This window comes from Staphylococcus sp. MSU001, from assembly GCF_052976705.1.
Genome location: NZ_JBRIKK010000029.1, coordinates 1 through 14,119, shown reverse-complemented (window position 1 = coordinate 14,119; position 14,119 = coordinate 1). Strand labels below are relative to the sequence as shown.

Below are 14,119 nucleotides of genomic sequence, written 5' to 3'. Positions count from 1 at the left end.
TGGCGTTAGCGTATTAGGTAAAATCTTCGGTTTCTAATACATGATTAATTATTGGCCAGAGCGAATGCTCTGGTCTTTTTTTGTGCCATTTTATTTGTTACTATTTTATTAAAAAAAAGATTGTTAATAAATAGGAGATTTGAATATGAAATTCAAAAATATATTATTTGATTTCGACGATACATTAGTGGATTTTTATGATGCTGAGAAAAAAGCGTTTTATAATTTAGCGCAGAAATATAATCATCAGCCAAGTCAACAGGATTTCGAACATTTTAGGAAAGTGAACCAAGCACATTGGGAAGCATTTCAACAAAATAAATTGACTAAAGATGAAGTGCTGTCACAACGATTTATTAATTATTTTAATGACTATCATATTCATGTAAATGGAAAAGAAGCTGATGAGTGCTTTAGAGATGAATTAGCAAAGGCACCAGTCAAATTATTTGATCATACATTAGAAGTTATACAACAATTAAAATTAAATCATTCTCTATTTATAGTAACCAATGGTGTAACAGAAACACAGCTACGACGAATTGCTCAGACACAATTTAATGAAATATTTCAAGACGTCTTTATATCTGAACAAGCTGGATTTCAAAAACCGATGACAGAGTTCTTCGATTTTGTGTTTGAACATATCGGAGAGAATAACAGGAATCAAACTCTAATTGTGGGAGATTCTTTAACGTCTGATATTTTAGGTGGTAAAAATGCTAATATATCAACATGTTGGTTTAATAACAGACAAAAAGAGAACCATACGTCTATTCAACCGGATTATATCATTAATGACTTATCAGAAATGATTCACATTGTTGAGTGAATAGGAGAGATAAAGACAATTGAAGAAGTATAAGTTGAGCCAACGCTTGTAAAATTTATCACTACAAGTGTTGGCTCAGTTTAATTGATATATTATTGTTACGACATTATGGATTCCATATTAGGATGTCGTGCCCTTCAGGATTTTTGGTTGCTACATCTTTAAAACCTTGTTTTAAAAAGAACGCTTTTGAGTTATTTCTAGCAATAGCTTTAATTGGTTTTTTATTTTCTTTAGCAAAGTTTAATAGTTGCTTAGCATATCCACGTCTTTGGTAAGTATCTAATACTTCTAATTTCCAAAGTAGAATATAGTCATTGCTATTAGGAAAATAAGTTTCTTCTACTTCCCCTTTATCAAGTAATGCCATTCTCGCAACTAATTTATTACCAACAAAAATTCCATAAAAAGGAGAATCGGAACTTGCATCAATCATTTGTCCCTTTAACTCCTCAATCATATATAGGTTCTTGTTACCAAATTCTCTGAAATCAGCGAAAAGCTCATCAGTTTTGTAATTGATTTGTAAATGTTTAACTTCACCCATATCGTTTCCCCCTTTGTTTCTTTATTTTATTATACCCTCTTTAAAATGCTTTTTCATTTAATAATCATACTTGGTTGTTTTGTCAAAAATTTAGATAAATTAATGTATAAGCCGTTAAATTGTCAATAAGAAATATAATCTTTATACTATATGAGGAATAGTGATAATGAAGGAGTAAAAACATGAAGTGTAATACGTTAAAGTTAACTGAACAGGATCAGTTCATTAATAAAATAAAAAATAGTGAATCTCAAATTACATCTTTTTATGAATATGATGCAGCGCAAAAAGAAAGCTTTGATAGAAGATTAAAAACACCTAATAACGGAAGGGAATTTCATTTATCACGAGTGATTAAATCTTACATGAATGAATTAAATTTAACACATCAGCAACTGAATAACATAGATGCTTTAGCTGATGGTGCAAAAGTAGTGATTGGTGGACAACAAGCTGGTCTTTTTGGGGGTCCACTGTATACGTTTCATAAGATTTTCTCAATTATAACTTTAAGTCGTCAACTTTCTGAGGAATACGATACGCCTATTGTACCTGTGTTTTGGATTGCTGGTGAGGACCATGATTTTGAAGAGGTAAATCATACGTATGCATTCAATAATAAAGAAACTACTTTGAAAAAAGTAAAGTATCATACGATGACACCACCAGATAGTAATGTTTCAAGATATACTCCTGATAAGAACGAATTAAAAGCATCATTAAATCACTTTTTTAAAGAAATAAAGGAAACTGTACATACTCAAGATGTTTATCAAATGTGCGTCAATATTATTAATCAATATGATTCATGGACTGATATTTTTAAGGGATTGATACATGAAGTGTTTAAGGATTATGGCATTCTACTCATTGATGCTCAATACCCTGAATTAAGACAGATGGAGAAACCGTTGTTTAAAGAGATATTAGAAAAGAGGGATCAAGTCGATCAATCTTTTCGTGAAACTCAGATACGAACAACTCAACAACAACTTCCATCAATGATACAAACAGAGACAAACACGCATTTGTTTATCCATGAAGACGGAATGAGACAGCTTTTAAATTTTGATGGCACTTATTTTAAACTGAATAAAACTGAGAAACGTTACACGAAACAAAATTTATTAGATATCATAGAAAGAGAGCCTGAAAGAATTTCTAATAATGTTGTTACACGTCCAGTTGTAGAGGAATGGTTGTTTAACACAGTAGCATTTATCGGAGGTCCAAGCGAAATCAAATATTGGGCAGAATTAAAAGGTGTCTTCGATACGTTAAATGTAGAAATGCCTATTGTTATGCCAAGATTAAGAATCACGTATTTATATGCTAGAACTAAAAAGTTATTAAAACAATATAATTTATCAATAGAGTCTGTCATTGCAAATGGAGTAGAACAGGAACGTCAACGTTTTGTTCGTGAAAAAGCGTCAAATAATTTTATAAATGAAGTAGAAGAAATGAAAACTCAGCAACAAGAACTTTATAATAATTTATTAACTTATGTGGAAAATAACTATGACAACCAACTTCTTTTAGAAAAAAATAATCAAATTCATCTCAATCAATACGATTATTTAATCAAACGATACCTACTGAATATTGAAAGAGAAAATGATATAAGTATGCGACAGTTTAGAGAAATCAGTGAAACACTCCATCCAATGGGTGGTCTACAAGAAAGAGTTTGGAATCCACTTCAAATTATGAATGATTTTGGGATAGATGTGTTCAGTCCCTCCACCTATCCACCACTTTCTTACTCGTTTGATCATTTGATTATAAAACCTTGATATGACAGTGTTTTTACCCGTTTTATCTTAAAGATAAAACGGGTTTTTTTGTGTTTGAGCAAATTATTTGCACCTTTTTTGTATAATTAGTGGAGGATAGTGGGGAGATGTGGTAAATTATAAATAAGGTGAGGTGATAAAAATGTTCATGGGAGAATTCGATCATCAATTGGATACAAAAGGACGTATGATTATACCGTCCAAGTTTCGTTATGATCTAAATGAACGTTTTATTATCACAAGAGGCCTTGATAAATGTTTATTTGGTTACACTCTAGAAGAGTGGCAGCAAATTGAAGAGAAGATGAAAACCTTACCTATGACAAAAAAAGACGCGCGTAAATTTATGCGTATGTTCTTCTCAGGTGCTGTAGAAGTAGAATTAGATAAACAAGGGCGTATTAATATTCCGCAAAATTTAAGAAAATACGCCAATTTAAGTAAGGAATGTACAGTAATTGGTGTTTCAAATCGTATTGAGATTTGGGACAGAGAAACTTGGAATGATTTCTATGATGAATCTGAAGAAAGTTTCGAAGACATTGCTGAAGATTTAATAGATTTTGATTTTTAAATGGAGGAATTTAAATGTTTCATCATGTGAGCGTCATGTTAAACGAAACCATTGATTATTTAAATATTAAAGAAGATGGTGTGTATGTTGACTGTACGTTAGGTGGAGCAGGACATGCCCTCTATTTACTTAATCAATTAAATGATAAAGGTAGACTTATTGCGATTGATCAAGATTTAACAGCCATAGAAAATGCGAAAGAAGTTTTAAAAGAACATTTGCACAAAGTCACTTTTGTTCATAACAACTTTCGAGAATTAACAAATATTTTAAATGAATTAGAAATTGATAAAGTAGATGGTATTTATTATGACTTAGGTGTTTCAAGTCCTCAATTGGATGTGCCTGAAAGAGGTTTCAGTTATCACAATGATGCGAAACTTGATATGCGAATGGATCAAACACAATCACTTTCTGCATATGAAGTAGTTAATCAATGGTCTTATGAAGCATTAGTTAAGATTTTCTATCGTTACGGCGAAGAGAAATTTTCTAAACAAATTGCACGTAGAATTGAAGCCCACCGAGAACAACAACCGATTGAAACAACTTTAGAACTAGTTGATGTCATTAAAGAAGGCATACCAGCGAAAGCAAGACGGAAAGGGGGACATCCTGCAAAACGCGTGTTCCAAGCTATTCGAATTGCTGTGAATGATGAGTTGTCAGCTTTTGAAGATTCAGTTGAGCAAGCCATTGAATGTGTGAAGGTCGGAGGTAGAATATCAGTAATTACTTTCCACTCTTTGGAAGATCGTTTGTGTAAACAAATTTTCCAAGAGTTTGAGAAAGGTCCAGATGTACCAAGAGGTCTACCTGTTATTCCTGAAGCATATACACCTAAGTTAAAACGAGTGAATCGCAAACCGATTACCGCTACTGATGACGATTTAAACGAAAACAATCGAGCACGTAGCGCCAAGTTACGCGTAGCAGAAATATTAAAATAAGGAGTAAGTATAATGGCTGTAGAAAAAATTTATCAACCTTATGATGAAGCGACACAAACCAGTATCCCACAAAGACAACCACAATCGAGTCCTGAAAAACAAACCGTTAAAAGAAAAGTTGTTGTTCAACTTACTAGATTTGAAAAAATTTTATACATAGCATTAATAACTGTAATTGCTCTAATAAGTATTTATATGCTATCTTTAAAAATGGATGCGTACGATACGCGAGGAAAAATTGCAGATTTGGATCAAAAAATAGAGAAACAATCTAGTGAAAACAGCGCATTAAAGTCTGAAATTAAGAAAAATTCTTCATATGAACGCATTTACGACAAGGCTAAGAAGCAGGGCATGAGCCTAGAGAACGACAATGTAAAGGTAGTGCGTAATAATGGCGAAGCGAAAAATTAAAATTAAAAAAAATAAAATAGGAGCAGTCCTACTTGTTGGTTTATTCGGACTGCTCTTTTTTATATTGGTGCTAAGGTTTTCTTATATAATGATTACTGGCCACTCCAATGGTCAAGATTTAATTATGAAAGCCAATGAGAAATATTTAGTCAAAAATTCTCAACAACCAGAACGAGGTAAGATTTATGATCGTAATGGTAAAGTTTTAGCAGAAGATGTAGAAAGATATAAACTTGTTGCAGTTGTGGATAAAAAAGCAAGTAAAGAAAGTAAAAAGCCTCGACACGTGGTTGATAAAAAAAAGACAGCAAAAAAATTAGCTGAAATCATAGATATGGATGCTGATGAAATAGAAAAACGACTTAATAATAAGAAAGCCTTTCAAATCGAATTTGGTCAGAAAGGTACTAATTTAACTTATCAAGAAAAAGAAAAAATAGAGAAAATGAAATTACCTGGTATAGCACTTTACCCAGAAACTGAGCGCTTTTATCCTAATGGTAATTTTGCTTCTCATTTAATAGGGATGGCACAGAAAGATCCTGATACTGGTGAATTAAATGGTGCATTAGGTGTTGAAAAAATATTTAATAGTTATTTAAATGGATCAAGAGGTGCACTTAAATATATTCATGATATATGGGGCTACATTGCACCTAATACGAAGAAAGAGCAACAACCTAAACGTGGAGACGATGTACACTTAACAATTGATTCTAATATCCAAGTCTTTGTGGAAGAAGCGCTTGATGACATGGTTGAACGTTATGCTCCAAAAGATTTATTTGCAGTAGTAATGGACGCAAAAACTGGTGAAATACTTGCATATAGCCAACGTCCGACTTTTAATCCTGAAACAGGTAAAGATTTTGGCAAAAAGTGGGCGAACGATTTATATCAAAATACATATGAACCGGGCTCTACTTTTAAAACATACGGCTTAGCTGCAGCAATTCAAGAAGGTAAGTTCAAACCGGATGAAAAGTATAAATCAGGTCATAGAAATATTATGGGCTCTGAAATTTCCGATTGGAATAAAACTGGTTGGGGACGTATACCCATGTCGTTAGGTTTTACTTATTCATCAAATACATTGATGATGCACTTACAAGATTTGGTTGGTGCTGATAAAATGAAATCTTGGTATGAACGCTTTGGATTTGGCAAAAAAACGGGTGGTATGTTTGATGGAGAAGCTGCAGGTAATATTGGTTGGGCAAATGAATTACAACAAAAAACGTCAGCATTTGGTCAATCAACAACTGTTACTCCTGCTCAAATGATTCAAGCACAATCGGCATTCTTTAATAAAGGAAATATGCTTAAACCATGGTTTGTAAGTAGTATCGATAATCCAATAACTAAAAAGAATTATTACTCTGGTAAAAAAGAGTTTGCTGGTAAACCAGTAACGCAAGAAACAGCCAATAAAGTTGAAGAAGAACTTGATAAAGTAGTAAATAGTAAGAAGAGTCATGCCATGAATTATCGCGTAAAAGGTTATGATATTGAAGGTAAGACAGGAACAGCACAAGTAGCTGATTCAAATGGAGGCGGTTATGTTAAAGGTGAAAATCCTTACTTTGTAAGTTTCATGGGGGATGCACCTAAGAAAGATCCTAAAGTCATTGTCTATGCAGGTATGAGTCTTGCTCAAAAAAATGATCAAGAAGCATATGAAATGGGTGTGAGCAAAGCATTTAAACCAATTATGGAGAATACGCTGAAATATTTAAATGTTGGAAAATCTAGTGATACTTCATCAAAAACTGACTATAGTAAAGTGCCTAACGTGCAAGGAGATGAAGTTCAAAAAGCAGAGGATAGCGTCAATGCTCAATCTCTTAAACCTATTACGATTGGTAATGGCAAACAAATTAAACAACAATCAGTTAAGTCAGGTACCAAAGTCCTACCGCACAGTAAAGTAATGTTAATGACAGACGGGGAATTAACAATGCCGGATATGACCGGATGGACAAAGGAAGATGTACTTGCTTTTGAAGATTTAACGAAAATTAAAGTTTCTACTAAAGGTAATGGATTTGTCACGAATCAAAGTATCTCAAAAGGTCAAATCATTAAAAATAAAGATAAGATAGAAGTGTCATTATCTGCTGAAGATACGGATGATGACCAAGAGAAAACTGATGAGGACTCTTCGGATAAAAAATCAAAGAAAGATAAAGTTGATGAGGATAATTCAAATGCGTCTTCATCAAGTAAGAATGAAAAGTCGAACGCCGACTCGAAAAATGATTCTGATGACAGCACAAATGAAACATCAGGTTCTGAGAGAAATAATTAATTTAAGAGAACTTGATATCAACAACAGGTTGGGATTAACATTTTAGGGATTAGCTCACGAATGGTCCCAACCTTATTTAATAAATAGATAATGTCGTATATTAAAATAAAACAAAAACTGATAAAATATTAAAGGTTATTTACAAATAAAAAGAACTAAAATTAGAAAGTGAAGAAAAGGAGATTTATATGATCTTTATATACGCGATCATCGCATTACTGATAACATTTATTTTAGTCCCAATACTTATTCCAACATTGAAACGTATGAAATTTGGACAAAGTATCCGTGAAGAAGGGCCTCAAAGCCATATGAAAAAAACAGGTACACCTACTATGGGTGGGCTTACATTTTTAATTAGTATTATAATTACCTCCATCATTGCAATTATCTTTGTAGACCATTCCAATCCTATTATTTTGTTACTATTTGTAACAATCGGTTTTGGTCTTATTGGATTTATTGATGACTATATTATTGTAGTTAAAAAGAATAACCAAGGATTAACTAGTAAACAAAAGTTTCTAGCACAAATAATTATTGCAGTTATATTTTTTGTGCTAAGTGATGTTTTTCACCTTGTACATTTTACGACAGATTTGCATATTCCATTTGTGAATTTTGATATTCCGTTGTCATTTGCTTATGTGATATTTATTGTCTTTTGGCAAGTTGGTTTCTCAAATGCTGTAAACTTAACAGATGGCTTAGATGGATTGGCAACTGGTTTGTCAATAATAGGTTTTGCTATGTATGCTGTAATGAGTTACATGTTAGATTCACCGGCTATTGGCATATTTTGTATTATAATGATTTTCGCTTTACTAGGTTTCTTACCTTACAATTTAAATCCAGCGAAAGTTTTCATGGGAGACACAGGAAGTCTTGCTTTAGGTGGTATTTTTGCGACGATTTCAATCATGTTGAATCAAGAATTATCATTAATATTAATTGGTTTTGTGTTTGTAGTTGAGACATTATCTGTAATGTTACAAGTAGCCTCATATAAATTAACGAAGAAACGTATTTTCAAGATGAGTCCTATACATCACCACTTTGAATTAAGTGGTTGGGGTGAATGGAAGGTAGTAACAGTATTTTGGACGGTAGGTTTAATTACAGGATTAATAGGTTTATGGATTGGAGTGCATTAAATTGCTAAATTACACTGAATTAGAAAATAAAAATGTTTTAGTAGTAGGCTTAGCAAAAAGTGGATATGAAGCGGCGAAACTTCTCCTTAAATTAGGTGCTAACGTTAAAGTCAATGATGGAAAGGATCTTTCACAGGATGCACATGCTAAAGATTTAGAATCTATGGGCATTGAGGTAATTAGCGGTAGTCATCCTTTTTCTTTATTAGATGATAATCCCATCATTGTGAAAAATCCAGGTATTCCATATACTGTATCAATTATTGAAGAAGCAGCAAAAAGAGGGCTTAAAATCTTAACAGAGGTTGAACTTAGCTATTTAATTTCTGAGGCACCAATCATAGCAGTTACTGGAACTAACGGTAAAACAACTGTCACTTCACTAATCGGTGATATGTTCCAAAAAAGCGTGTTAACTGGACGGCTTTCTGGAAATATTGGTTATGTAGCCTCAAACGTTGCACAAGAAGTTAAATCAGATGAGTATTTAATAACAGAATTATCATCTTTTCAATTATTAGGTATTGAGAAATATAAACCACATATCGCTATCATTACAAATATTTATTCTGCACATTTGGATTACCATGAAACGTTAGAGAACTATCAAAATGCTAAAAAGCAAATATATAAAAATCAAACTAAAGATGATTATCTTATTTGTAATTATCACCAAAGACACCTAATTGAATCAGAAAATCTAGAAGCAAAAACATTTTATTTTTCAACACAGCAAGAAGTTGATGGGATATACATTAAAGATGGTTTCATCGTTTTTAACGGCATTCGCATTATTAACACTAAAGACTTAGTACTACCGGGAGAACATAACCTGGAAAATATTTTAGCAGCTGTATTAGCATCGATCATTGCTGGTGTGCCAGTCAAAGCTATTGTAGATAGTCTTGTTACTTTTTCTGGTATTGATCATAGACTTCAGTATATTGGTACAAATCGCACAAATAAATATTATAATGATTCAAAAGCAACTAATACTTTAGCTACTCAATTTGCGCTTAACTCTTTTGATCAACCAATTATTTGGTTGTGTGGTGGATTAGATCGTGGTAATGAATTCGATGAACTTATTCCTTATATGGAAAATGTACGTGTGATGGTTGTTTTTGGAGAAACACAAGATAAATTTGCTAAATTGGGAAATAGTCAAGGTAAGTATGTGATTAAAGCAACAGACGTAGAGGATGCTGTTGATAAAATTCAAGATATAGTCGAGCCCAATGATGTTGTTTTATTATCGCCAGCTTGTGCAAGTTGGGATCAGTATCATACATTTGAAGAACGTGGTGAGAAGTTTATCGATAGATTCCGAGCGCACTTGCCATCATACTAAGGAGTGTGAATGCTCATGGAAGAGAATAAAAATCAACCTAATAATGAGAATATGTCGAATAAAGACGATAATACAATCCATTTGAATGATAGTCAAAGTAATGAAGACTTAGAGCTTTTTAGACGGAATAAAAACGCTCGCCAACGCAGAAGACGTCGCATAGATAACCAAAGTAAAGAAAAAGATGCTACGTCTACACAATCACAGTTAGAAACTAAACCAATGGATAAATTTATTGATAATCACAAGTCGCATAATCAAGATATAGAAATAAAAAGTGATTTAATTGAGGATAATGTTAATGATGAAGATGACAATCAAAAATATAATAATAATAAATTAAATAATCGTAGTGTTCAACAAACAAGCGAAACGCGTCAAAGTAATGTAGACGAAGAGGAATTTCTAGCTGATCATCAGAGCGAAAAACAAACTAAAGACTCTCGTCATTCTAAAAAACATAAATTACTAAGTAAATTTACTTCTAAAAAAGAAAATGAAACATTTACATCGTTCAATAGTAATGAGAAGGTAACTCAAATTAAACCGCTTAGTTTAGAAGAAAAAAGAGCCATAAGACGTAAAAAGCAAAAAAGAATCCAATATACAATTATCACACTACTCATTCTTATCATTGTTCTCATTTTACTCTATATGTTTACACCACTAAGTAAAATATCAAATGTAAATATTAAAGGTAATAACAACGTAAGTACGAGTAAAATAAAGAAAGAACTTAACGTTACTTCACGTTCACGAATGTATACTTTTAGTAAAAATAAAGCGATTAGGAACTTAAAACAGAATCCTTTAATCAAAGAAGTTGATATTCATAAACAATTACCAAACACGTTAACTGTTAACGTGACTGAGTACCAAATTGTTGGTTTAGAAAAAAATAAAGATAAATATGTGCCAATTATAGAAGATGGTAAAGAATTAACAGAATACAAAGATGAAGTTTCACATGATGGACCTATCATTGATGGGTTCAAAGGAGACAAAAAAACACGAATTATAAAAGCTTTATCTGAAATGTCACCTAAAGTGAGAAACTTAATAGCAGAGGTGAGTTACGCACCAACTAAAAATAAACAAAGTCGCATAAAGATTTTTACCAAAGATAATATGCAAGTCATTGGTGACATTACAACGATTGCAGACAAAATGCAATATTATCCTCAAATGTCACAATCATTAAGCAGAGATGATTCTGGCGAACTTAAGACAAATGGGTATATTGATTTATCGGTTGGAGCGTCATTTATTCCTTATCAAGGTTCATCAACTGTTCAATCGGGTACTGAACAAAATGTAACCAAGTCAACACAAGAAGAAAATGATGCAAAAGAAGAACTTCAAAATGTGTTGAATAAAATTAATAAACAATCTAAAGAAAATAATTAAAAAATTTCGATAATAGTATGTGTTTATAGTTCACAAGCTATTCAACGTATTGTACACTAAACATAGTGTACTTAAATAGTATAATTTGTCAGGAGGTGCCTATCTATGGAGGAACATTACTATGTGAGCATAGATATAGGTTCATCAAGCGTAAAAACAATAGTAGGCGAAAAATTTCACAACGGAATTAATGTGATAGGTACAGGGCAAACCTACACAAGTGGTATCAAGAATGGTTTAATTGATGATTTTGATATTGCAAGACAAGCAATTAAAGATACAATTAAGAAGGCTTCAATTGCCTCTGGTGTAGATATAAAAGATGTATTTTTAAAACTACCTATCATCGGTACCGAAGTATATGATGAATCAAATGAAATTGAATTTTACGAGGATACTGAAATTGATGGCACGCATATTGAATCAGTTTTAGAAGGTATCCGGGATAAAAATGATGTGCCTGAAACTGAAGTGATAAATGTATTCCCAATTCGTTTTGTAGTTGACAAGGACAATGAAGTTTCAGATCCAAAAGAATTAATTGCAAGACATTCATTAAAAGTAGATGCAGGTGTCATCGCAATCCAAAAATCTATTTTAATCAATATGATTAAATGTGTTGAGGCATGTGGTGTTGACGTGTTAGATGTTTATTCTGATGCGTATAATTATGGTTCTATTCTTACACCAACGGAGAAAGAATTAGGCGCTTGTGTCATTGATATCGGTGAAGATTTAACGCAAGTTGCTTTCTATGAACGAGGAGAACTTGTAGATGCTGAATCTATAGAAATGGCCGGTCGAGACATTACGGATGATATTGCTCAAGGACTAAATACTACATATGACACAGCTGAAAAGGTAAAACATCAATATGGTCATGCATTTTATGACTCTGCTTCAGATCAAGATGTCTTTTCAGTAGATCAAGTTGATTCAGATGAACATGTTCAATATACTCAAAAAGATTTAAGTGACTTTATTGAACAAAGAGTCGAAGATATATTCTTTGAAGTCTTTGACGTTTTACAAGAGCTAGGGCTTACAAAAGTAAACGGAGGATTTGTAGTTACTGGCGGATCTGCAAATTTACTAGGTGTAAAAGAATTACTACAAGATATGGTTAGTGAAAAAGTGAGAATTCATACACCGTCACAAATGGGTATCAGAAAACCGGAATTTTCTTCTGCTATTTCTACAATTTCTAGTAGTATCGCTTTTGACGAGTTATTAGATTATGTTACAATTAGTTATCAAGATAATGAAGAATTTGAAGAAGAAGTTATCGAATCTGATAAAGATACTGAAACAAAATCAAGCGGTTTTGATTGGTTTAAGCGTAAATCAAACAAAAAAGAAAATGACGAGGTAGCTCCAGAAGCGCCTCGTGAAGAGTCTTATGAAGACCGTGAAAATCATCTAGAAGATGAACAACAAACAGAAGGCAAAGCCAAAGAAGAAAGCAAGTTTAAAAAATTAATGAAATCTCTATTTGAATGATTATTGGCCATAAAGACTAGGAGGAAAATTAAATGTTAGAATTTGAACAAGGATTTAATCATTTAGCCACATTGAAAGTCATCGGTGTAGGTGGCGGCGGAAATAATGCCGTTAACCGAATGATTGACCATGGTATGAATAATGTGGAATTTATTGCTATCAACACTGATGGACAAGCTTTAAACTTATCAAAAGCTGAATCAAAAATTCAAATTGGTGAAAAATTAACACGTGGATTAGGTGCTGGTGCTAATCCTGAAATTGGAAAGAAAGCAGCAGAAGAATCAAGAGAACAAATTGAAGATGCTATCCAAGGTGCTGATATGGTATTCGTAACTGCTGGTATGGGTGGCGGTACTGGAACAGGTGCTGCGCCGGTTGTTGCTAAAATTGCAAAAGAAATGGGTGCTTTAACTGTAGGTGTTGTTACGCGTCCATTCGGTTTCGAAGGTCGTAAGCGCCAAACACAAGCGGCAGCTGGTGTAGAATCTATGAAAGCAGCAGTGGATACATTAATTGTTATTCCAAATGATCGCTTATTAGATATCGTTGACAAATCTACGCCGATGATGGAAGCATTTAAAGAAGCGGATAATGTATTACGTCAAGGTGTACAAGGTATTTCAGATTTAATTGCAGTATCAGGTGAAGTGAACTTAGACTTTGCAGACGTTAAAACAATTATGTCTAATCAAGGTTCTGCGTTAATGGGTATCGGTGTGTCATCTGGTGAAAACAGAGCAGTCGAAGCCGCTAAAAAAGCAATTTCATCTCCATTATTAGAAACATCAATTGTAGGTGCTCAAGGTGTACTTATGAACATTACAGGTGGAGAATCACTCTCTTTATTTGAAGCACAAGAAGCTGCTGATATTGTTCAAGATGCTGCAGATGAAGATGTGAATATGATTTTCGGTACAGTTATTAACCCAGAGCTCCAAGATGAAATTGTAGTTACTGTTATCGCAACTGGTTTTGAAGATAAACCTTCTTCACAAGGTCGTAAAGCTACAAGTACTGGTTTTGGTTCAAGTGTAAATAGTAGTTCTAATCATCAATCTGGTGCTAGTGCTAAAGAAGATTCATTCTCTGCACACACTTCTCATTCACAATCAAGTGAAAGTGTAAGTGAAAGAAGCCACACTACTAAAGATGATGATATTCCTAGCTTTATTAGAAATAGAGAAGAAAGACGTTCTAGAAGAACTAGACGCTAATCGTCAGTATATATAATCACTGTATTTTAAATAGCCTGAGACATTTTATAGTCTCAGGCATTTTTTTCG

12 protein-coding genes are annotated in these 14,119 nt (G+C 33.0%); 11 read left to right on the top strand and 1 reads right to left on the bottom strand.

Going from position 1 to position 14,119, the window contains the following annotated elements:
- Positions 1-145: 145 nt before the first annotated feature.
- Positions 146-832 carry a YjjG family noncanonical pyrimidine nucleotidase gene (locus ACVBFA_RS10935; protein WP_145368352.1) on the top strand — a complete coding sequence of 229 codons (687 nt, stop codon included), beginning with the start codon at positions 146-148 and terminating at the stop codon, positions 830-832.
- A 106-nt stretch (positions 833-938) separates the two neighbouring features.
- On the opposite strand, the gene ACVBFA_RS10930 is transcribed toward ACVBFA_RS10935, so the two are convergent.
- Positions 939-1,379, bottom strand: a complete 441-nt coding sequence (locus ACVBFA_RS10930; protein WP_002457412.1) for an N-acetyltransferase — start codon at positions 1,377-1,379, stop codon at positions 939-941.
- Positions 1,380-1,561: 182 nt separating this feature from the next.
- On the opposite strand from ACVBFA_RS10930, the gene bshC reads away from it, so the two are divergent.
- From bshC to ftsZ, 10 genes are all read left to right on the top strand, one after another.
- Entirely contained in the window at positions 1,562-3,175 is a 1,614-nt protein-coding gene (bshC, locus tag ACVBFA_RS10925; RefSeq protein WP_002490490.1) for a bacillithiol biosynthesis cysteine-adding enzyme BshC, read from the top strand.
- Positions 3,176-3,317: 142 nt separating this feature from the next.
- Positions 3,318-3,749 carry a division/cell wall cluster transcriptional repressor MraZ gene (mraZ, locus tag ACVBFA_RS10920; RefSeq protein WP_001830185.1) on the top strand — a complete coding sequence of 144 codons (432 nt, stop codon included), beginning with the start codon at positions 3,318-3,320 and terminating at the stop codon, positions 3,747-3,749.
- A gap of 14 nt (positions 3,750-3,763) precedes the next feature.
- The gene (gene rsmH, locus ACVBFA_RS10915) at positions 3,764-4,699 is read left to right on the top strand and encodes a 16S rRNA (cytosine(1402)-N(4))-methyltransferase RsmH (protein ID WP_002446223.1); all 936 of its coding nucleotides are present in this window, start codon (positions 3,764-3,766) and stop codon (positions 4,697-4,699) included.
- A gap of 12 nt (positions 4,700-4,711) precedes the next feature.
- A complete protein-coding gene (ftsL, locus tag ACVBFA_RS10910; RefSeq protein ID WP_002446224.1) occupies positions 4,712-5,113 on the top strand; it encodes a cell division protein FtsL in 402 nt (133 codons plus the stop codon).
- Positions 5,094-7,421 carry a penicillin-binding protein gene (locus ACVBFA_RS10905; protein WP_002475929.1) on the top strand — a complete coding sequence of 776 codons (2,328 nt, stop codon included), beginning with the start codon at positions 5,094-5,096 and terminating at the stop codon, positions 7,419-7,421. Before ftsL ends, ACVBFA_RS10905 begins: the two co-directional genes overlap by 20 nt.
- A 188-nt stretch (positions 7,422-7,609) precedes the next feature.
- Complete coding sequence (gene mraY, locus ACVBFA_RS10900; RefSeq protein ID WP_002446226.1) at positions 7,610-8,575, top strand: phospho-N-acetylmuramoyl-pentapeptide-transferase; 966 nt, start codon at positions 7,610-7,612, stop codon at positions 8,573-8,575.
- 1 nt (position 8,576) lies between these two features.
- Positions 8,577-9,926 carry a UDP-N-acetylmuramoyl-L-alanine--D-glutamate ligase gene (murD, locus tag ACVBFA_RS10895; RefSeq protein WP_002486280.1) on the top strand — a complete coding sequence of 450 codons (1,350 nt, stop codon included), beginning with the start codon at positions 8,577-8,579 and terminating at the stop codon, positions 9,924-9,926.
- A 15-nt stretch (positions 9,927-9,941) separates the two neighbouring features.
- A complete protein-coding gene (locus tag ACVBFA_RS10890) occupies positions 9,942-11,333 on the top strand; it encodes a cell division protein FtsQ/DivIB (protein ID WP_164539667.1) in 1,392 nt (463 codons plus the stop codon).
- Between the two features lie 105 nt (positions 11,334-11,438).
- A complete protein-coding gene (gene ftsA / locus ACVBFA_RS10885; RefSeq protein ID WP_002457407.1) occupies positions 11,439-12,833 on the top strand; it encodes a cell division protein FtsA in 1,395 nt (464 codons plus the stop codon).
- A 32-nt stretch (positions 12,834-12,865) separates the two neighbouring features.
- Positions 12,866-14,050, top strand: coding sequence for a cell division protein FtsZ (gene ftsZ / locus ACVBFA_RS10880; RefSeq protein ID WP_002446230.1), 1,185 nt, complete (start codon positions 12,866-12,868; stop codon positions 14,048-14,050).
- Positions 14,051-14,119: the final 69 nt, after the last annotated feature.